The organism is Nonomuraea zeae (assembly GCF_005889725.1).
GTDB classification, from domain to species: domain Bacteria; phylum Actinomycetota; class Actinomycetes; order Streptosporangiales; family Streptosporangiaceae; genus Nonomuraea; species Nonomuraea zeae.
In genome coordinates, this window is sequence record NZ_VCKX01000120.1 from 13,755 (window position 1) to 33,991 (window position 20,237).

Sequence of the window (20,237 nt, forward strand, 5' to 3'; positions counted from 1 at the left end):
GGGTCAGGGCTTGAAGCGGTAGCCCATGCCGGGTTCGGTGATCAGGTGGGCTGGATGGGCGGGGTCGCGTTCGAGCTTGCGGCGCAGCTGGGCCATGTACTGCCGCAGGTAGTGGGTCTCCTTGACGAACCTGGCGCCCCAGACCTCGGTGAGGATCTGGCGCTGGCTGATCAGCTTGCCCGGGTGGCGCAGGAGCGTCTCCAGGATATGCCACTCGGTGGGGGTGAGCCGGATGTCGCTGGAGATGGTCTTGTTGGTCAGGTCGATGACGTGGACGCCGATCTGGATGCTGGCCAGCTCGGTCTCCTGGATGGAGGCGCGCCGGGTGACGGCCCGCACCCTGGCGAGCAGTTCGTCGATGCCGAAGGGCTTGGTGACGTAGTCGTCGGCGCCCGCGTCGAGCGCCTCGATCTTGTCCTGGTTGCCGGCCCGGCCGGACAGCACGATGATCGGGATCGTGGTCCAGCCGCGCAGGCCGTGAATGACGTCCACCCCGTCCAGATCGGGCAGCCCCAGGTCGAGGATGACCAGGTCGGGCGAGCTGTCGACGGCCTCGCGCAGCGCCGAGGCGCCGTCGGCGGCGACCGTCACCTCGTAGTGGCGGGCGGCCAGGTTGATCCGCAGGGCGCGCAGGATCTGCGGCTCGTCGTCGACGACGAGGATGCGCGTCACGACGTCACCGCTCTGCTGGAGATGGGCAGTGTCAGGATCATGGTGAGACCTCCCCCTGGTGTCTCTTCGGGTACGAGGGTGCCGCCCATGGCCTCGGTCAGGCCGCGTGACAGGGCCAGCCCGAGGCCGACGCCGGAGTGGTTGTCACGGTCCCCGAGCCGCTGGAACGGCTGGAAGACGCGGTCATGGGCCTCGGGCGGGATGCCGGGGCCGCGGTCCATGACGCGGATCTCCACGTGCTCGCCGTGCCAGCTCGCGGTGACCAGCACCGTCCTGCCGGGCGGGCTGTAGCGGACGGCGTTCGACATGAGGTTGACCAGGACGCGTTCCAGCAGGGCGGGGTCGGCGAGGATCTCGGGCAGCTCGATGGAGATGTCGCCCTCGATCCGGTCGCGCAGCGGGCCGAGGTCGTCCACGGCCCGCGGGACGATCTCCTCCAGGGCGATCGGCTCCGGTGTCACGCCGAGCACGCCGGCCTGCAGGCGGCTCATGTCGAGCAGGTTCGACACCAGCCGGTCCAGCTTGTCGAGCGACTCCTCGGCGGTGGCCAGCAGCTCGGCGCGATCGTGGTCGCTCCAGGCGATGCCGGTGTTGCCCAGGCTCTCGACGGCGGCCTTGGCGGAGGCGAGCGGGGTGCGCAGGTCGTGGCTGACGGCGGCCAGCAGCGCGGTGCGCATCCTGTCGGCCTCGGCCAGCGGGCGGGCCTGCTCGGCCGCCTCCTGGAGGCGTTCCTGGCGGAGGGCGACGGCGGCCTCGGCGGCGAACGCCTCCAGCACCGTGCGGTCGGCGGCGGCCAGCGGCCCGCCCTGGGCGGCCAGGATCATGTCGTCGTCGATGACCACGTCGGTGTCGGACTGGCCGGGGCACGTGGACGGCGCGCCGCCGGAGGTGGCCACGATCCGCCAGGCGTCCGGATCGGACTGGATGTCCGGCGTCCTGGCGGCCTCCGGGCGGCGTTCCAGCAGGGTGACCGAGGTCAGGGCGAACGTCTCGCGCATGCGCTCCAGCAGCGACGACACGGCGGCGGCCTGGCCGCGCAGCACGTGCCCGGCCAGGGTGGACAGCAGCTCGGCGTCGGCGCTCGCACGGGCCGCCTCGCGGGTGCGCCGGGCCGCGATGTCCACGATCGTGCTGACCGCCGCGGCCACCAGCACGAACACGACCAGGGCGAACAGGTTCTCCGGGTCGGAGATGGTGAACTCGCCGACCGGCGGCGTGAAGTACCAGTTGAGCAGCAGCGACCCGCCGACCGCGGCGGTGATGGCCGGCCACATGCCACCGGCCAGCGCCACGCCGACGGTCAGGCAGAGGAAGAACAGGATCTCGCTGGGCAGCGACAGCATGTCGCGGAAGGGCGCGAGCGCGGCGGTCAGCAACGGCATCCCGGCCACCGCCAGCACCCAGCCGATCAGCCGGCGCGTGCGGGTGAGCGCGGCGCGCGAACGGACCGGCCGGCGGCGGCCCTTCTGCGCCTCGTCATGGGTGATCATGTGGACGTCGATGGAGCCGGACCGCGCGGTGGTCTCGACCCCGACGCCGCGCGAGAAGAGCTGGGCGAAGCGCCCGCGCCGTGAGGCGCCGAGCACGAGCTGGGTGGCGTTCACGCCGCGGGCGAAGTCGAGCAGCGCGCGGGGGATGTCGTCGCCGACGACCTGGTGGTAGGTGCCGCCCATGCTCTCGACCAGCGTGCGCTGGCGGGCCAGGCTGGCCGGGTCGGCCCCGGCCAGCCCGTCGGCGCTCGTCACGTGCACGGCCAGCAGGTCGGCGCCCTTGGTGCGGGCGGCGATGCGGGCGGCCCGGCGTACCAGGGTGTCGCCTTCCGGGCCGCCGGTCAGGGCCACGACCACGCGCTCGCGGGCCTCCCAGGTGGTGGCGATGCCGTGGTCGGCGCGGTAGCGGTCGAGCTGGTCGTCCACCTTGCCGGCGACCCACAGCAGCGCCAGCTCGCGCAGCGCGGTGAGGTTGCCGACCCGGAAGTAGTTCGACAGTGCCGCGTTCACCTTGCCGGGCGCGTAGACGTTGCCGTGGGCCATCCGCCGGCGCAGCGCCTCGGGCGACATGTCGACCAGCTCGATCTGGTCGGCCCGGCGTACCACCTCGTCGGGCACGGTCTCGCGCTGCGGCACGCCGGTGATCTCCTGGACGACGTCGTTGACCGACTCCAGGTGCTGGATGTTGACCGTGGAGACGACGTCGATGCCCGCGTCGAGGATCTGGTCGATGTCCTGCCAGCGCTTGACGTTCGCCGAGCCCGGCACGTTGGTGTGGGCGAGCTCGTCGACCAGCGCGACCTTGGGCGCGCGTTCGATGACCGCGGCCACGTCCAGCTCGGTGAAGGTGGCCCCGCGGTAGGCGATCGTCTTGCGCGGGATCACCTCCATGCCCTCCAGCAGGGCGGCGGTCCGGGGGCGGCCGTGGGTCTCGACGAACCCCACGACCACGTCCCGGCTGCGCTCCAGCGCGCGGCGGCCCTCACCGAGCATCGCGTACGTCTTGCCCACCCCGGGTGCCGCCCCGAGGTAGACCCGCAGGCGGCCCCGGTTCATGAGCGGTCGAGTGCCAGGTTGAGTTCGAGCACGTTGACGGCGGGCTCGCCCATGAAGCCGAGCGCCCGGCCGGTGGTGTGCTCGCCGATCAGCGTCTTCACCTGGTCCAGGGCGATCCCGCGTTCCTTGGCCACGCGGGGTGCCTGGAGGTCGGCGTAGGCGACGGAGATGTGCGGGTCGAGGCCGGAGCCGCTGGCCGCGACCGCGTCGGCGGGCACGGCCACGGCGCTCACGTCGCCGCGCACGGGCACGGTGCGACCGGCCGCGTAGTCCTCGCCCGGTTTGCCGCACTCCACCGTCAGCCCCTGGTAGGAGGCGATGAAGGGGGCGGCGGGGCAGGCCTGGTTGACGCTCACGGCCCGGTCGGGGAAGACCTTCAGCACCGCGCCGACCCCGTCAGGGGTGCAGTACGGGCGGGCGCCGCTGACGCCCTCCAGCTCGCCGGCCGCCTTGGAGCGGGCGCAGACCTGGGTGAGCAGCGACTGCTTGCCCTCGTCCGGGTTGCCCTCCTCGTCCTTGGCGCCCGGCACCGGCAGCACGTCGATGACGTCCTCGGGGCCGAGGTTGCTGGCGCTGGTGGAGGTCGGGTCGTAGCCGTCGCCGGCGGCCGAGGGCCTGGACTGGAAGTACTTCCTGACCGGATTGCCGTCCTTGTCGGTGAAGGACTGGCCGATCAGCGCGCTCCCGTGCCCGCCCTCGACGATGGAGCCGTTGGCCTTGCCGTTGAACAGCGCCTGGGCGACGCCGGTGGTGACGAGCGGGTAGACGAGCCCGAGCAGCACGGTCAGGACGGCGACCGCGCGGATCGCGGCGAGATGCTGGCGCAACCAGCTGGGCAGACGTTCCATTTAGCTCATCCCCGGAAGGAACTGGATCAGAAGGTCGATGATTTTGATGCCGGCGAACGGCGCGATGATGCCGCCCAGGCCGTAGACGTAGAGGTTGCGGGACAGCAGCTTGGAGGCGCTGGACGGCCGGTACCTGACGCCTCTCAGGGACAGCGGGATCAGCGCGACGATGATGATCGCGTTGAACACGACGGCCGACAGGATCGCGGACTGCGGGCTGGCCAGGCGCATGACGTTGAGGGTGTCCAGGCCCGGGTAGACGGCCGCGAACATGGCCGGGATGATCGCGAAATACTTGGCGATGTCGTTGGCGATCGAGAACGTGGTCAGCGCGCCCCGCGTGATGAGCAACTGCTTGCCGATCTCCACGATCTCGATGAGCTTGGTCGGGTTGGAGTCGAGGTCCACCATGTTGCCGGCCTCTTTGGCGGCGCTGGTGCCGGTGTTCATGGCCACGCCGACGTCCGACTGGGCCAGGGCCGGGGCGTCGTTGGTGCCGTCGCCGGTCATCGCGACCAGCCGGCCGCCCTCCTGCTCCTTCTTGATCAGCGCCAGCTTGTCCTCCGGCGTGGCCTCGGCCAGGAAGTCGTCCACCCCGGCCTCGTCGGCGATGGCCTTGGCGGTCAGCGGGTTGTCGCCGGTGATCATCACGGTGCGGATGCCCATCCGGCGCATCTCGTCGAACCGCTCGCGCATGCCCTGCTTGACCACGTCCTTCAGGTGGATGACGCCGAGCACGCGGCCCTTCTCCGCGACGACCAGCGGGGTGCCGCCGGAGGCCGAGATGCCGTCCACGATGTGACCCACCTCGTCGGTGGGGTGGCCGCCCGCGTCGCGGACCCACTTCATGACGGCGGTGGCGGCGCCCTTGCGGACCTCGCGGCCCTCCAGGTTCACCCCGGACATGCGGGTCTGGGCGGTGAACTGCACCCACTCGGCGCCGTGGATCTCGCGTTCGCGCAGGCCGTAGCGCTCCTTGGCGAACACCACGACCGAGCGGCCCTCCGGCGTCTCGTCGGCCAGGCTGGACAGCTGCGCCGCCTCGGCCAGTTCCCCCTCGCCGATGCCGTCCACGGGGACGAACTCGGCCGCCTGCCGGTTGCCCAGCGTGATCGTGCCGGTCTTGTCCAGCAGCAGCGTGGACACGTCGCCGGCCGCCTCGACCGCGCGGCCCGACATGGCCAGCACGTTGCGCTGCACGAGGCGGTCCATGCCGGCGATGCCGATGGCCGACAGCAGCGCCCCGATCGTGGTCGGGATCAGGCACACCAGCAGCGAGACCAGCACCACGCCGGTGACGCCGTTGCCGTCGAGCGCGAGCGAGTCCGGCACGCCCGGGTTGATGAGCTTGGAGTAGATCGCCAGCGGCTGCATGGTGACGGTGGCGACCAGGAAGATGATCGTCAGCGCGGCCAGCAGGATGTTGAGCGCGATCTCGTTCGGCGTCTTCTGCCGGTTCGCGCCCTCGACCAGGGCGATCATGCGGTCGATGAAGCTCTCGCCGGGCTTCTGCGTGATCTGCACGACGATCCGGTCGGACAGCACCTTCGTGCCGCCCGTGACCGCCGAGCGGTCGCCGCCGGACTCGCGGATGACGGGAGCGGACTCGCCGGTGATGGCCGACTCGTCCACCGAGGCGATGCCCTCGACCACGTCCCCGTCGCCGGGGATGGTCTCCCCCGCCTCGACGACGACGAAGTCGCCCTGCTTCAGCTCGGGCGCGCCGACCGTGTCCCACTCCTGCGACGTACGGCCGCGCAGCCGGCGCGCCTGGGTGTCGGTCTTGGCCTTGCGCAGCGTGGCCGCCTGAGCCTTGCCGCGCCCCTCGGCGACGGCTTCGGCCAGGTTGGCGAAGATCACGGTCAGCCACAGCCACACCACGATGGCCCAGGCGAAGAACGACGGGTCGAGTACCGCGAGGACGGTGGTGAAGGCCGCGCCGGCCTCCACGATGAGCATGACCGGGTTGCGCCACAGCGTGGCCGGGTTGAGCTTCTTCAGCGCGTCCGGCAGCGATACGAGGAGCTGCTTGGGATCGAGCAGCCCGCCGCCCACACGGCCGTTCCGCTGGACGGGCTTCTCCAGCACCGGGGTTGACATATCAGGACAGTCCTTCTGCGATCGGGCCGAGCGCGAGTGCCGGGAGGAAGGTGAGGGCGACCAGGATGATCGTCACGCCGACGACCATGCCGACGAAGAGCGGCCGGTGGGTCGGCAGCGTGCCCGCGCCCTCCGGCACCGGCTTCTGCCTGGCCAGCGAGCCGGCCAGCGCCAGCACCAGGATGATCGGCACGAACCTGCCGAACACCATGCACAGGCCGAGCGCGACGTCGTACCAGGGCGTGTTGACCGTGAGGCCGGCGAACGCCGAGCCGTTGTTGTTGGAGGCGCTGGTGAAGGCGTACAGGATCTCGGACAGGCCGTGCGGGCCCGAGTTGAGCATGCTCGCGCGCTGCTCCGACGAGCCCATCGCGAACGCCGTGCCGATCAGCACCAGCGTCGGGGTGACCAGGAAGTACAGCGAGGCGAGCTTGATCTCGCGGGCGCCGATCTTCTTGCCCAGGTATTCGGGGGTGCGGCCGACCATCAGGCCCGCCACGAAGACGGTGATGACGGCGAGGACGAGCATGCCGTACAGGCCCGCGCCGACGCCGCCCGGCGCGACCTCGCCCAGCATCATGTTGAACATCGTCATCATGCCGCCGAACGGGGTGTAGGAGTCGTGGAAGGAGTCCACCGCGCCCGTTGACGTGAGCGTCGTGGCGGCGCCGAAGGTGGCCGAGTTCGAGACGCCGAACCGCAACTCCTTGCCCTCCATGGCCGCGCCGACCGCCTGCGGCACGGTCGCGTGCCCGCCCAGCTCGAAGGCGTTGGTGAGCAGCACGCTGGCCAGCGCGAGGATGCCCATCACGGCGAGGATCGCGTAGCCCTGCCGGACCTGGCCGACCATCTTGCCGAAGGTGCGCGGCAGCGCGAACGGGATCACCAGGATCAGGAAGATCTCGAACCAGTTCGTCCAGCTCGTCGCGTTCTCGAAGGGGTGGGCGGAGTTGACGTTGTAGAAGCCGCCGCCGTTGGTGCCCAGCTCCTTGATGACCTCCTGCGAGGCCACCGGGCCGCCGGTGATGCCCTGGGTGCCGCCGGTCAGCGTGGTGATCTCGTGCACCCCGGAGAAATTCTGGATCAGGCCGCCCGCCACCAGGATCAGCGCGCCCACGAAGGCGATCGGCAGCAGGATGCGGATCGTGCCGCGGACCAGGTCCACCCAGAAGTTGCCGATCGTCTCGGACTTGCGGCGGGCGAAGCCGCGCACCAGCGCGACCGCCACCGCCATGCCCACCGCGGCCGACACGAAGTTCTGCACCGCCAGGGCCGCCATCTGGGCCAGGTGACCCATCGTCGACTCGCCGGAGTAGGACTGCCAGTTGGTGTTGGTGACGAAGCTGATCGCGGTGTTCCAGGCGATGTGGTCGGTGACCGGCGCCATGCCCAGGCTCAGCGGCAGCTTGTCCTGCAGCCGCTGGATGCCGTACACGACGAGGACGGAGATCACCGAGAACGCCAGCAGGCTGCGCGCGTAGACGCCCCAGCTCTGCTCGGCGTCGGCCCGTACGCCGAGCAGCCGGTAGACGCCCCGCTCGACCACGTTGTGCCTGGTCGTCGTGTAGACCCGGTACATGTGGTCGCCGAGCGGCTTGTGCACCAGCGCCAGCGCGACGATCAAGGAGGCGATGAAGATCATCCCTGCCAGGGTCGGGCTCATCAGAAGCGCTCCGGGAACAGCAGGGCCACGACCATGAAGATCACCAAGGCCACGACGACCACGAGACCGGTGGCGTTGATCGCGCTCACAGGCGCTCCACCGCCTTCACCACGAACCCGAAGATCACGAAGATCGCGATCGTCAGGGCCACGAAGATGACGTCAGCCATCTCGGCTCCTCAACTCTGGAACATGTCTTACCGCCCGGAATGAGCGGCGCACGACCCAGCAAAACCCGGAAAAAGAGCCCTTTTGTCGTTCTTGACGGCTTCCATACGGCGGTGGGGTGAATATTGACGCGATTCGTACGCGGCCCGCGCGAACCGGCCGCTCACCCTGCGACGGGCGAGCTCGGGGGCCCGCTCAGCCGAGGACGAACGGGAGTTTCGCCGCCAGATCGCCCAGCGCGGCCTGCTCCGCACCGGTCGGCGTGCGACGGCCGGTGCCGACCAGCAGCGCGTCCTGGTCGGAGAACGAGGCGGGGAACGGGGTCCCGGTGATCTGCTCCAGCGCCGCGCGGGCCGCCGCGAGGGTCTCGGCGGGCGGCTGGGCGGCCGACGGCAGGTGCGCGATCAGGTCGAGGTGGTGCAGGGTCCATTCGAGCACGTACGCGGACAGGTAGTCGCCGGCGGTCAGCACCTCGTCGCGGGTGCTCACGCGGACGGCGGGATCGGCGAGTTCGGCGGCGCGGCCCGCGGCCGAGCCGACGTCGTCGAGGTGGAACTTGAGCCAGCGCGGCTCGCCGTACGCGGCGGCCAGCCGGGGGATCAGCGCGTCGAGCGGATCCTCGCCGGTCGGGGGCTCGACGAGCTGCCAGTAGGTGGCCGCGTTCACCGTCGGCTCGGCGTCGGCGGGCGTGACCAGGGTGATCAGGACGTCCTGGGCGTCGATCACCAGGTGGCACACCAGGTCGCGCACGAGCCAGCCGCGGCAGCCGGACGGCCGCTCGAAGTCCTCGTCGGGAAGCTCGGCGACCGCCGCGCGCAACGCCGTCCAAGAGCGGGAGAAGAGATCCACTGCGGCACGGTAACGCCGGACGGGAACGGCGGACAAGCAGGTCGCGCTTCTGACGCTCACATGAAGGCGTCGTGAGCCCAGGCGGACGTCGCCGTGGTGATCATGCATGGCGGCGCTGTACCCGGCTTGATGACAGCGCGGGCGGCCGCCCGGTAGGCCGGGGGCACGACGCCGCGCCCGGTGCACAGCGTGAAGGTCGCTCCCGCGGCGGTCTGGAGCAGGACGCTGCAGCCGGGCAGGGGCTGGTTGTCGAAGGAGCCGACGGGATGGGCGAGCGCGGCGACCCCGGCACAGGTGAGGTAGCTCCGGGCGACGGCTGGCGCCGCGAAGTCGGCGTTGCGGTAAAGGATCACTTTCCCGGCCGGCGCGGCGGCGGCGGGACCCGCCACGAGCAGCGCCGGCAGGGCGATCAACGCCGCCATCCCCGCCAGCAGAACAGGATTTTTCACGAGATCTCCTACTCGATGCGGAATCTCATTAACCTGAGTTAACTGCAATGTCCCGAGAATAAACTCACGAGCCCCAAGCCGTCAACTGGCATGCACGTAACCTCGCAACTTGGATCCACACCAGTTGATGAGACCGGCCCGCCGCCTATCAACTGGCGTAAGTAGGAAGGCATCGATCCCAGCCACCCGAGTTACTCCTCTGGTAGCCTGGCGAGCACGGGGCGAGGAGGTGTGGATGCCCAAGGGCTCAACGGAGGCCGCGCGCACGCTAGCGGCCAAGCTCGACCACCTGTTTCACACCGTGCGTCCGAGCCACGGCGAATACACCCACGAGGAGGTCGCCGCAGCGCTGCGTGACAGCGGTGGTCCGACGATCTCGGCCACCTACGTCTGGCAGCTGCGCAAAGGTCTGCGCGACAACCCGACCAAGCGTCACCTCGAAGCGCTCGCAGGCTTCTTCGGCGTCCCACCGGCCTACTTCTTCGACGAGACGGCCGCCGAGCGCATCGACGCCGAGCTTGAGCTGCTCAACGCCTTGCGCGACGCATCGGTCAGGCAGATCGCGCTGCGCGCATCGGGCCTCTCCCCCAAGAGCCTCAACGCCATCACCGAGATGGTCGAGCGGGTACGCGAGTTGGAAGGACTGCCTGACGCGACCAAAGGGGCATGATGTCCGCAGTTCCGTTCAGACGGCTGCGCCGCAGCTGTGAGGCCAGGCTGGACAAACTGCCGTTGCCGCAGCCTTTCACCGCCGAGGCGCTGTGCGCGCAGGTGGCCGCCCAGCGCGGACGGCCCATCCGGCTGGTGCCGATGGCCCGCGGCGCCGGCGTGTGCGGCATGTGGGTGTCGGCCGGCGACTGCGACCTCATCTTCTACGAGCAGGCCACGACCTCCCCGCACCAGCAGCACATCATCCTGCACGAGCTCAGCCACCTGATGTGCGACCACTACCCCGCCGGCCTCCCCCACCCCGACCAGTGGCGGCACCTGCTCCCGGACCTCGATCCGCAGATGGTGCACCGCGTCCTGGGCCGCACGACGTACAGCGCCATCGAAGAGCAGGAGGCCGAGCTGCTCGCCTCGCTCATCCAGGCGCGCGCGGGCAAGCTCGCCGCGCTCGAGGTCGTCGCCGAGACCAACGCGCTGACCGGACGCATCAGGGCCCTGCTCGACTGGTCCGGCTCCGGCCGTCCCGAGCGGCCTTCCTGACCATGGCCGAGGCCCTGCGCCACTACGGCCCCGCCGTGATCGCCTGGGTCCTGCTCGCCTACCGCGTGCGCAAGGGCCTGCGCGGGCCGCCCGACCCGGCCAGGGACACCGTCTGGCTCCTCCTGCTGGGCCTGTCGCTGTCGCTGACCCTGCTGACCCCAGCCGTCTACCTGTTCGTCGGCCGCGTCACCGGGATCCCGAACCTGGCCCGGCTGCTCGGCCACGGCAGCATGCTCGTCGTCGCCTGGTCGGCCAGAACCTTCCTGTGGCACCTGAGCCACCCGGCCTCCGCCGCCCGGCCGCTCACCCGCCTGCACCTCGCCGCGCTCGCCCTCACCTTCGTGGTGATGTGCACGCTGTTCGCTGCGGCGGACACACCGGTCGACGACGTGCGCTTCGCCGCCCGCTACGCGGCCGCGCCGTGGGTCCTCGAGTACTGGATCATCTACATCGCCTACCTGATCCCGGCCTTCACCAGCATGGCCGTGCTCGGCCGGCAGTACGCGCGGATGAGCACCGCACCGCTGCTCCGCGTCGGCCTGCGGCTGGTCACGGTGGGCGCGTACCTCGCCATCGGCTACCACCTGCACAAGGCCGTGGCCTTCGCCGCCGAGCGCTTCTCCTTCTCATATCCGCTCACCGGCAACCTCCTGGCCGACGGCATCCTGCCACTGCTGGGCCACCTGCTCGTGCTGAGCGGCGCCACGCTGCCGGCCTGGGGCCGGCTGGTGAACGCGCCCGCCTCGCTCGTCTGGCTCGGCCGCTACCGCACCTACCAGGCGCTGCGCCCCCTGTGGCGGGCCCTGTACGCGGCCAGCCCGCACATCGCGCTCACCCCGGCCACCCCCGCCCTGCTCGACCTGCTGACGGTCCGCGACCTGAACCTGCGCCTCTACCGCCGCGTCATCGAGATCAGGGACGGCCGCCTGGCCCTGGCGCCGTACCTGGACCCGGACGTCGCGGCGGCCGCCCGCGCCGGCGCCGCCCGGACCGGCCTGCACGGGCAGGCGCTGGACGCCGCCGCCGAGGCCGCCGCCCTGCACGCCGCCCTGCGGGCGAAGGCCCGCGGCGTGCTCGCCGTCCCCGACCCGGTCGCCCAGACGCCGGGCGGAGGAGACCTCGACAGCGACACCGCCTTCCTACGGGAGGTGGCCCGCGCCTTCCACCGCCTGAAGACCCCAGCCAGCGCCTGAAGACCCCGCCACCGGCCGCGCGCCGCGAGCCGGGAGTCAGCCCGTCCCGCCGCCGGCCCCGATGCCCACGACGGTGATCACACGTTGCCCAGCACGCGCGTCACCTGGATCTCCACGACCACCCGGGACGGGTTGACCCGGGGCGGCTTGTAGCGGGCGGCGTAGCGGCGCTCGGCGTCGGCCACCTCCTCGGGCCCGGTCCTGATCACCGCGCGTCCCTCCAGCGTGGACCACCGGCGGCCGTCCACCTGGCAGAGCGCCACCAGCGCCCCGGACGCGCCGATGAGCCCGGCCTTGTACGAGCCGCCCGAGGTGATCACCCGGGCCACGGCGGTCTCCAGATCCAGGGTGGCTCCCACGGGCACCACGTGCGGCGGCCGGCCCGGGCGGGCGGTGGAGAGCGTGCACAGGTGTCTTTCCTGCCAGAACGCGGCGAATCCGGCGCCCTGCTCGACCAGGTTCACGGGCCTCCTCGTGTGAATCGCGATCACACATCGTATATCCGCCTCTCCGGCAGGCTCATCCAGGTGAAGCGGGCCAGCCTCGCCCGATCCGCCGGGGCGCCTACCCGGGCAGCCCCGACGAGATCCTGATCTCCGGGCCGGTCGGCGAGGTCGGCGAGCGCCGAGGGGTGGAGCGGCGCCGGGCGGTCACGCGACCCCTGCGCGCGCCGCCGCCAGCGCCCCCGCCGCGGCGCGGTCCGCGGCGGCGTCGTCGAGCGGTTCCCCGGTGTTGAGCAGCGCGTAGTACAGAGGCGCGGACACGGCGGCGATCACCCGGCGCGGATCGGTCCCCGCGGGTAGTTCGCCGCGCTCGACGGCGTCGGTGACGCAGCCGGCCCATTCGTCGATGCGCACGGCGTAGAAGCGGTGCAACGCCTGGGCGGCCTCCTCGTTGCAGAGCGAGGCGGCGATCAGCGCCTTGAACAGGCGCCCCTGCCGGGGGTCGGTGAGGGTCTTGACGACCAGGCGGGCGTTGTCCCGCAGATCCCGCTCGACGCTGCCGGTGCGCGAGCGGGGCAGCGACCCCTGTGCCATGTCGTCGAGCAGGTCGGCGGCGAGGGCGCCCGAGGTGCCCCAGCGACGGTAGACGGTGGTCTTCCCGACCCCGGCCACGCGGGCGATCTCGGCCAGGTCGAGGGCCTCGAAACCCCTCTCGGCCAGGGCGTCGCCGGCGGCCTGGAGCACGGCTTCGCGGACGCGGGCGGTACGCCCGCCGGGCCGGACGGCGCCAGGCGGCGGTGCGGCGGCCATATGAACCCCTTTCAGCCAAGGACCCCTTATCGGGACCTGAGTTCCCTTAGAGCGTCACAGGTGCTACTGTTCCCTCATCTTAACGGAACCAGAGAACCGTTTAAGCGCTCATTAGGAAGTTCCCGTCATGACCATGACCACGCCCGTGTCCCGGGCCCCCATCCCCCAGCGACTGACCGGCCGCATGAAGGCCGTCCTCGTGGTGCTGCTGGTCGCCCAGTTCATGCTGGCCGTCGACTTCTCGATCCTGAACGTGGCACTGCCCGAGATCGGCGAGAGCCTCGGCTTCTCCCTGGCCGACCTGCAGTGGATCGCCACCTCCTTCGCCCTGGGCGCGGCCGGGTTCACGCTCTTCTTCGGCCGCATCGGCGACCTGATCGGCCGCAAGCGCATCTTCCTCGGCAGCCTGGCCCTGCTCGGCCTGGCCTCGCTCGCCGGCGGGCTCGCCCCGAACCCCGAGATCCTCATCATCGCCCGCATCGCCCAGGGGCTCGCGACCGCCGCCGCCACCCCCGCCGGGCTCGCGCTGCTCACCACCTCCTTCCCCGACGGACACCTGCGGCAGAAGGCGCTCGGTCTCAACGGCGCGCTCATGTCCGCCGGGTTCACCGCCGGCGCCATCCTCGGCGGCGTCCTCACCGACCTGCTCTCGTGGCGCTGGGCCTTCTTCATCAACGTCCCGGTCGCCCTCGCCGTGCTCCTCATCGCCCCCACCGTCATCACCGAGTCCCGGCCCGCCACCCGGCCCAAGGTCGACCTGCCCGGCGCCCTGACCGTCACCCTCGCGCTGCTCGGCATCGTCTACGGCCTGACCCAGGCCGGCGAGCACGGCTGGACCCACCCCTTCGCCCTGACGGGCCTGCTGGCCGGCGCGGTGTTGCTGGTCGTCTTCTACCTCGTCGAGCGCAAGGCCGCCCAGCCGCTGGTCCCGCTGCACGTCCTGAAGAAGCGCACCGTGGCCTGGGGCAACGTGCTGGGACTGCTCGCCTTCGTCACCGAGACCTCGCTGGTCTACCTCCTCACGCTGTACATGCAGAAGACCCTCGGCTTCTCGGCCCTCGCCGCCGGGCTCTCCTTCGGCGTCCTGGGGCTCGGCACCGTGGCCGGCGGCATGCTCGCGCCGAAGCTGATCTCCCGGACCTCCACCCTGACCGTCCTGGTCGGGGGCGGCCTGCTCCAGGCGGTCTTCACCGGCGTCCTGCTCCTCCTGGGCAGCACCCCGGCCTCCATGTGGCTGATGCTGCCGGCGACCTTCCTGGGCGGCGTCGGCAACATGCTGGTCATCGTCGGCTTCATGGTCACCGCCACCAGCGGCCTGCCCGACGCGGAGCAGGGCCTGGCCACCGGGCTGGCGTCCATGTCCCAGCAGGTCGGCATCACCATGGGCACCCCCATCATGTCCGCGATCGTCACCGCGGCCACCATGGGCGCGATGTCGGCCGGGGCGATCCTGCACGGCGTCACCGTCGCCATCGCCGCCAACGCCGCCCTCGTCCTGCTCGGCGTCCTCATCGCCGCGGTCTTCCTGCGGGCACGGCACGGACGTACGCGGGCCTGACCGTCCGCACGATCCTCCCCTTCCGCCCTCCGGCTCCAAGGAGCACACCATGGATCTTCAGCTCACCGGCAAGGTGATTCTCGTGACCGGCGCCACCAGTGGCATCGGCCTGGCCACCGCCCACCTGCTCGCCGCGGAAGGAGCCCGCGTCGTGGCACTCGCCCGCGGCAGGTCCTCCGGCCCCGTGCTGCCGCCCGCCACGCAGCTCATCCGCGCCGACCTCACCGACCCGGCCACCGCCGCCCAGGCCGTCGCACAGATCATGGACCGTCACGGCAGGCTGGACGGCCTGGTCAACAACGCGGCGGCACTCAAGTCCCGCCCCTCCTTCGCGGACATCGACGACGAGCAGTGGCACGCCACCTTCGAGCTCAACCTCCACTCGGCCGTCCGGCTCACCAGGGCGGTGCTGCCGATCCTGGCGGAGAACCCCGAGGGCGGCGGCATCGTGCACGTCGCCAGCGAGGCGGCCCGCCTGCCCGACGCCTCCATCGCCGACTACGCCGCGTCCAAGGCGGCGCTGCTGTCGGTGTCGAAATCCCTGGCGACGGCCTTCGGGCCGGCCGGGGTGCGCTCCAACGTCGTCTCCCCCGGCCCCACGCGCACCGCGCTCTTCGACGCCCCCGGCGGCTTCGCCGAACAGCTCGCCGAGCGCTTCGACCTGCCGCCCGCGGACGCCGTCGAGCACTTCATCCGCATCGAACGCCGCCTGCCGACCGGGCGCATCGGCACCCCCGAGGAGGTGGCCGGCGTCATCGCCTACCTGCTGTCGCCGCTCGCCGCGCAGGTCACCGGAGCCGAGTGGGCCATCGACGGAGGAGCTCTGCGCCAGCTGTGAGCCGGGCCGCAGCGACGACGCCCCACGGCGGGCCCAGCACCCCGCCGTGGTCCCGGCTCGTCCTTCCCGGACCGGATCCCGTCGCGGTCCGGGTCCACGAGCCGGCGGCGGGCGGCGAACGGCCGGCCGGGCGGCTGGTCTGGGCGCACGGAGGCAGCTGGCAGCGCGGCTCCGCCGCCGAGTGGCACCACGCGACGGCGGCCCTGGCCGCCCGCTCCGGCTGGCAGGTCATCAGCGTCGACTACCGGCTCGCGCCGCGGCACCGCCACCCCGCGGCGGTACGGGACGTCCTCACGGCCCTCACCTGGGCCGCTGAGCAGGCGGTGGGAGCCCCGCTCGCGGTGGGCGGCGACAGCGCCGGCGGCACGCTCGCCGCCTGTGCCGCCCTGGCCGCCCGGGACCGCGGCCTGCCGCTGGCGGCCCAGGTCCTGGCCTACCCGCCGCTGGACCCTTCCTGCGCCAGCCCGTCCTACCACCGGAGGCCGCACGCGTTCCCGCAGGCCGCCCTGCTGCGCGACGCCTGGCGCCTCTGGCGCGGCGACGGCGAGCCCGCCCGCGACCGGGACGGCACCCGGCTGTACTCGACGCCCTGGGAAGCGCCCTCGCTGGCGGGCGTGGCCCCCGCCGTCCTCGCCGTCGGCGGCCACGACCCGGTACGCGACGACGTGGACGCCTACGCGGCCCGGCTCCGCGGTGACGGGGTTCCGGTGCGCCTGCTCCACCTGGCGGGGGCCGGGCACGGGGACCTGCTCCGCCCGGACAGCTCCGTACTCGGCCACCTCGCCCGAGCCGTCACCAGGCTCACCACACCGCATCAGCTTCAGCCCGCGAAGGACCTGCCATGAGCACGACGACCACCGGCGGGCGCAACTCCCCGCCCGCTCCCCTGCAAGCCCTCGTCCGCCACTTCATCGACCTGCGCGACGGCACCCATGCCGGCGAGGTCACCCGGCACGGCAAGGAGGCCGCGTTCGAGCAGGCCGTCCGCCTGCTCGACGCGCCCGCCCGCCAGGTTCTGGCCGAGTTCGACCAGCACCTCCTCCTTGGTACGGGCAGGCTGACGGCCACCGGCACGCGCCGGGACCTCCACGGCGGCAGCTTCGCCGCCTGGCGGTTGTCGTGGCCCCGGCAGCGCGAGACGGGCATCGCCCCGATCACCTTCACCGCGCACTACGGCGCCACGTTCCACCACCCGCATCTGCGCGGCGCGACCCTCGGAGAGTGGCCGCTCAACGTCGCCGACGCGGACCAAGCGGTTGAGCTCGTCCCCGTGCTGCGCGCCATCGCCGCCGCCGACCTGCACAACCTTGTCTTCCAGCGGGACTGGCGCATCGTCCCCGCGCTTCACCCACAGCCTTAACGGAACCAGATTGCCATTAACCGGCACATCCTTTACGATCCTTACTAACGGAACTTGAATCCCATTAACGAGAGGTCATCATGAAGTTCTTTGCGGCGAAGACCGGCGCGGCAGTCTCGGCCCTGGCCATCGCACTCACCATGTCCACCCCCGCCTGGGCCGCCCCCGAGCGGCAGGCGAGCTGGCAGGCCGCGTGGACCGCCGCGCCCCAGCGGGCCAGCGCCGGGTTCGAGCCGAACTGGTCGGAGGAAGGCTTCACCGGCCAGAGCGTGCGGCAGGTCGTCAGGCTCACCAGCGGCGGGTCCTCCCTGCGCATCCGCCTGTCGAACGATTACGGCCCCGCCCCGGTGCGCCTGACAGGTGCCACCGTCGCCTACGCGGGCCAGGGCGCCTCGACGCGGCCGCAGTCCGTACGGAAACTGACCTTCGGCAAGGCCGCCTCGGCCGCCATCCCCGCCCACGGCGGCCTCTCCAGCGACCCGGTCAAGCTCGACGTACGCCCCTTCCAGTCGGTGGCGGTCACCCTCTACTTCGCCGGCACCACCGGACCGGCGACCTTCCACTCCCAGGCGTACGCCACCAGCTACCGCGCCCAGGGCGACCACAGCGCCGACACCGCGCCGGACGCCTACGGGCAGGCGACGCACTCGTGGTACTACCTGTCCGGCGTGGACGTCACCGGCGGGGCCAGGACCGGCGACGCGGTGGTCACGTTCGGCGACTCCATCACCGACGGATTCGGCTCCACCGGCGACGCCAACGGCCGCTACCCCGACGAGCTCGCCGAGCGCCTGGCCGCCACCGGCCGGCCGCGGCCCGTGCTGAACGCCGGCATCGGCGGCAGCCTCGTGCTCAACGACTCGGCCTGGTACGGCGACCGCTCTGCCGTCCGTTTCAAGCGCGACGTGCTCGACCAGCCCGGCGCCGGCACGGTCGTCGTGCTGCAGGGCGTCAACGACATCGGCTTCAGCGAGTCCGACACGCCCACGTACAAGCCCGCGCCCGTCGTCTCCGCGGACGAGCTGATCGCCGGTTACCGCCGGCTCATCAGCCAGGCGCACGCCAAGGGGGTCAAGGTGGTCGGAGCCACCCTGCTGCCCTTCAAGAACTCCGACCACTGGGGCACGCACGCCGCCGCCGTCAGCGACGCCGTCAACCACTGGATCCGCACCTCCGGCGAGTTCGACGCCGTCGCCGACCTCGACCGGGCCATGGCCGCCCCCGGCGACGCCGACGTGCTGAACCCCGCCTACGACAGCGGTGACCACCTGCACCCCAACGACGCCGGTTACACCGCCATGGCCAAGGTCGTCGCCGACCGGCTCTAGGGGCCCGCGATATGCCGGTCGCGGGCTGCCGCGAGGCCGGTGAGCAGCTGCGGCACCAGGAGGGCGAGGAGCAGGACGATGCCCGCCGTCCAGGTGCCGCTCGCGGTGCGCAGCAGGCCGAGGGCGAGCGGCCCGGCGGCCGCGATGACGAAGCCGATGGACTGGGCCATCGTGGACAGGGCGATGGTGTCCTCGGTGGTCCGGGAGCGCAGCACGATGATCGTGAGGGTCAGCGGGAAGATCGGCCCCTGGCCGAGCCCCATCAGGCTCACCCAGAGGTAGGGGGCCGCCGCCGGGGCGACGAGCAGCCCCAGCAGCCCGGTGGCGGTGAGGGCGGTCAGGAGCACGATCCACCCGCGCTGGCCCGGCCGGCGGGCCGCCAGCGCGGGCAGGACCAGCGAGACGGGGATGGCGACGAACCCGGCCACCGACAGCAGGATTCCGGCGGTGGCCCGGTCCAGGCCGGCATCGGTGAAGACGGACGGCAGCCACGCCAGGGTCGCGTGATAGCTCAGCGCCTGGAACCCCATCAGGCCGGTGACCTGCCAGGCCAGCGGGTCGCGCAGGAGCCTGGCCACACCGCCGGGGCCGGACGGGGCTTGGTCCGGCGGCCGGGCGCCCCTGCGGAGCTGGGGCGCCCAGACGACGAGGGCGGCAAGGGCCGGCAGCCCCCAGACGGCCAGGGCGCCGGGCCAGCCGCGCCCGATCGCGTCCCCGAGGGGAACGGTCACGGCGGCGGCGAGCGCGGCGGCGCAGGCCAGAGCGGTGGTGTAGAGCCCGGACACCAGGCCCGCCCGATCGGGGAAGTCGCGCCGGACCAGGACGGGCAGCAGGACGTTTCCGACGGCCGCGGCGACGCCGACCAGGACGGTGCCGGCGAACAGGACGGTGGCCGAGCCGCCGAGCCACAGCGCCGCGGCCGCCGCGACGGCGGCCAGGGCCAGGGCCAGGGCCCGCTCGATGCCCAGGCGCCTGACCAGCAGCGGCGCCACCGGCCCGCACAACCCGAAGCACAGGACGGGCAGGGTCGTCAGCGCCCCCGCGGCCACCCCCGACAGGTGCAGGTCACCGGTGATCGAGTCCAGGACGGTGGCGGTGGCCGCGATGGCGGGACGCAGATTGGCCGCGATCAGCACGATGCCGAGCGCGAGGAGCACACGGGCCAGGCGGCGCGTGCGCGTGGTAGGGGGCAGGGCCCTGCCGGGTCCTTGCCGGAGGCCTGTCATGAAGCTCCGATCAGCGGCCGGGGCCCCTGGCGAGCTGCCGCCAGGGGCCTTGCTTGAAGGTTCGGCGGCTCAGCCGAGGAAGGAAGCCAGGGCGTCGATGACGGCCTGGGGCTGCTCCTCGGGGAGGTAGTGGCCGCAGTCGGTGACCTCGACCACCGTGACGTCCGTGCCCTTCGACGGCATCAGGTCACGCAGGAAGGCGTAGTTGCTGCCGTCCCCGCCGAGCGCGAGGATCGGCGCGGTCACCTTCCCGTAGGCCCGCTCGTCCGCGATGTCGCGATTGAAGGTCTGGTACCAGCCGTTGCCCGCGCGGACGGCGTCGGCGGTGGCGTAGGCGTGGGCGTAGACCTCCCGGGAACGCTCGTCGATGCCGGCGGGCTGCTTGGCCTGGCGCTCGAAGAGCCAGTCGACCAGCAGCCGGGAACGGCCCTCCAGCAGCCGCTCGGGCAGGTCCCGCACCTGGTTGAAGGCGAACCACCACAGGTAGGAGCGGGCGCCGGCCTCGATGACCGAGTCCACGTGCTGGTCGGGCTCGGGGAGCAGCCCGAAGGACGACCAGGACCGGTCGGGGTGGGGGACGTCGAGCAGGGCGATCTTCACGGTCGCCTCGGGGTGGTTGGCCGCGAAGGCGTAGGCGACCATGGCCCCGATGTCGTGCCCCGCGATGCTGACGGCCGGCAGGCCCAGGTGGCGGACGAGCTCGTGGATGTCGCGCGCCATGGTCTTCTTGTCGTAGCCGCCGGCGGGCTTGGACGAGCCGCCCATCCCGCGCAGGTCCACCGCGATCACCCGGTGGCGGCGGGCCAGCGCGGGCATGACCTTGTTCCACTGCCACCAGGTCTGCGGCCATCCCCCCAGCAGGAGCAGGGGCTCGCCGCTGCCGCCCTCGACGTAGTGCAGCCGGACGCCGTTCACCTCGGCGTGGTGGCTGGAGAACGCTCCGTCGAGCGAGCTCGCCAGGGCGCTGTCATGCAGGGG

Annotated in this window: 20 protein-coding genes; 8 read left to right on the top strand and 12 right to left on the bottom strand. The window is 71.9% G+C overall.

The genetic code is table 11. From position 1 onward, the window contains the following. Positions 1-3: 3 nt before the first annotated feature. The 8 genes from ETD85_RS32420 to ETD85_RS32460 form a co-directional block, all read right to left on the bottom strand. Positions 4-672, bottom strand: a complete 669-nt coding sequence (locus ETD85_RS32420) for a response regulator (RefSeq protein WP_138693616.1) — start codon at positions 670-672, stop codon at positions 4-6. Continuing rightward, entirely contained in the window at positions 669-3,218 is a 2,550-nt protein-coding gene (locus ETD85_RS32425) for a DUF4118 domain-containing protein (protein ID WP_138693617.1), read from the bottom strand. The genes ETD85_RS32420 and ETD85_RS32425 overlap by 4 nt, the downstream gene beginning before the upstream one ends. Continuing rightward, complete coding sequence (locus ETD85_RS32430) at positions 3,215-4,066, bottom strand: potassium-transporting ATPase subunit C (protein WP_138693618.1); 852 nt, start codon at positions 4,064-4,066, stop codon at positions 3,215-3,217. The genes ETD85_RS32425 and ETD85_RS32430 overlap by 4 nt, the downstream gene beginning before the upstream one ends. Beyond that, on the bottom strand, positions 4,067-6,166 hold the full coding sequence (gene kdpB / locus ETD85_RS32435; protein ID WP_138693619.1) for a potassium-transporting ATPase subunit KdpB: 2,100 nt from the start codon (positions 6,164-6,166) through the stop codon (positions 4,067-4,069). Position 6,167: 1 nt separating this feature from the next. Beyond that, positions 6,168-7,829, bottom strand: coding sequence for a potassium-transporting ATPase subunit KdpA (kdpA, locus tag ETD85_RS32440; RefSeq protein WP_206058824.1), 1,662 nt, complete (start codon positions 7,827-7,829; stop codon positions 6,168-6,170). Continuing rightward, positions 7,829-7,918, bottom strand: a complete 90-nt coding sequence (gene kdpF, locus ETD85_RS32445) for a K(+)-transporting ATPase subunit F (protein ID WP_138693620.1) — start codon at positions 7,916-7,918, stop codon at positions 7,829-7,831. Before kdpF ends, kdpA begins: the two co-directional genes overlap by 1 nt. 273 nt (positions 7,919-8,191) lie before the next feature. After that, on the bottom strand, positions 8,192-8,845 hold the full coding sequence (locus ETD85_RS32455; protein WP_138693621.1) for a maleylpyruvate isomerase N-terminal domain-containing protein: 654 nt from the start codon (positions 8,843-8,845) through the stop codon (positions 8,192-8,194). A 56-nt stretch (positions 8,846-8,901) separates the two neighbouring features. Beyond that, a complete protein-coding gene (locus ETD85_RS32460) occupies positions 8,902-9,294 on the bottom strand; it encodes a hypothetical protein (RefSeq protein WP_138693622.1) in 393 nt (130 codons plus the stop codon). 235 nt (positions 9,295-9,529) lie between these two features. Here ETD85_RS32460 and ETD85_RS32465 point away from each other — a divergent pair, with 235 nt between their 5' ends. The 3 genes from ETD85_RS32465 to ETD85_RS32475 are packed head-to-tail and all read left to right on the top strand — an operon-like array spanning position 9,530 to position 11,696. After that, positions 9,530-9,964: a helix-turn-helix domain-containing protein gene (locus tag ETD85_RS32465; protein WP_138693623.1), complete on the top strand. Its 435-nt coding sequence runs from the start codon at positions 9,530-9,532 to the stop codon at positions 9,962-9,964. Further along, complete coding sequence (locus ETD85_RS32470) at positions 9,961-10,503, top strand: hypothetical protein (RefSeq protein WP_206058825.1); 543 nt, start codon at positions 9,961-9,963, stop codon at positions 10,501-10,503. The genes ETD85_RS32465 and ETD85_RS32470 overlap by 4 nt, the downstream gene beginning before the upstream one ends. Positions 10,504-10,505: 2 nt before the next feature. Beyond that, positions 10,506-11,696, top strand: coding sequence for an MAB_1171c family putative transporter (locus ETD85_RS32475; RefSeq protein WP_138693624.1), 1,191 nt, complete (start codon positions 10,506-10,508; stop codon positions 11,694-11,696). A 77-nt stretch (positions 11,697-11,773) separates the two neighbouring features. Here the strand turns inward: ETD85_RS32475 and ETD85_RS32480 are convergent, their stop codons facing one another. Then, a complete protein-coding gene (locus ETD85_RS32480) occupies positions 11,774-12,160 on the bottom strand; it encodes a pyridoxamine 5'-phosphate oxidase family protein (RefSeq protein ID WP_138693625.1) in 387 nt (128 codons plus the stop codon). A gap of 186 nt (positions 12,161-12,346) precedes the next feature. Continuing rightward, complete coding sequence (locus ETD85_RS32490) at positions 12,347-12,949, bottom strand: TetR/AcrR family transcriptional regulator (RefSeq protein WP_138693626.1); 603 nt, start codon at positions 12,947-12,949, stop codon at positions 12,347-12,349. 133 nt (positions 12,950-13,082) lie between these two features. Here ETD85_RS32490 and ETD85_RS32495 point away from each other — a divergent pair, with 133 nt between their 5' ends. From ETD85_RS32495 to ETD85_RS32515, 5 genes are all read left to right on the top strand, one after another. Then, positions 13,083-14,507, top strand: coding sequence for an MFS transporter (locus ETD85_RS32495; RefSeq protein ID WP_240779578.1), 1,425 nt, complete (start codon positions 13,083-13,085; stop codon positions 14,505-14,507). Positions 14,508-14,556: 49 nt separating this feature from the next. Further along, on the top strand, positions 14,557-15,345 hold the full coding sequence (locus tag ETD85_RS32500; protein ID WP_138693628.1) for an SDR family NAD(P)-dependent oxidoreductase: 789 nt from the start codon (positions 14,557-14,559) through the stop codon (positions 15,343-15,345). Beyond that, entirely contained in the window at positions 15,342-16,190 is an 849-nt protein-coding gene (locus ETD85_RS32505) for an alpha/beta hydrolase fold domain-containing protein (protein ID WP_138693629.1), read from the top strand. Before ETD85_RS32500 ends, ETD85_RS32505 begins: the two co-directional genes overlap by 4 nt. Next, the gene (locus ETD85_RS32510; RefSeq protein ID WP_138693630.1) at positions 16,187-16,705 is read left to right on the top strand and encodes a hypothetical protein; all 519 of its coding nucleotides are present in this window, start codon (positions 16,187-16,189) and stop codon (positions 16,703-16,705) included. Before ETD85_RS32505 ends, ETD85_RS32510 begins: the two co-directional genes overlap by 4 nt. An 80-nt stretch (positions 16,706-16,785) precedes the next feature. After that, positions 16,786-18,033 (top strand): SGNH/GDSL hydrolase family protein, encoded by a 1,248-nt coding sequence (locus tag ETD85_RS32515; protein ID WP_138693631.1) that lies wholly within the window; start codon positions 16,786-16,788, stop codon positions 18,031-18,033. On the opposite strand, the gene ETD85_RS32520 is transcribed toward ETD85_RS32515, so the two are convergent. After that, positions 18,030-19,190: an MFS transporter gene (locus ETD85_RS32520; protein WP_170246950.1), complete on the bottom strand. Its 1,161-nt coding sequence runs from the start codon at positions 19,188-19,190 to the stop codon at positions 18,030-18,032. The genes ETD85_RS32515 and ETD85_RS32520 overlap by 4 nt on opposite strands. Positions 19,191-19,328: 138 nt before the next feature. Beyond that, the coding region (locus ETD85_RS32525; RefSeq protein ID WP_206058827.1) for an alpha/beta fold hydrolase at positions 19,329-20,237 on the bottom strand (909 nt) is incomplete at its 5' end.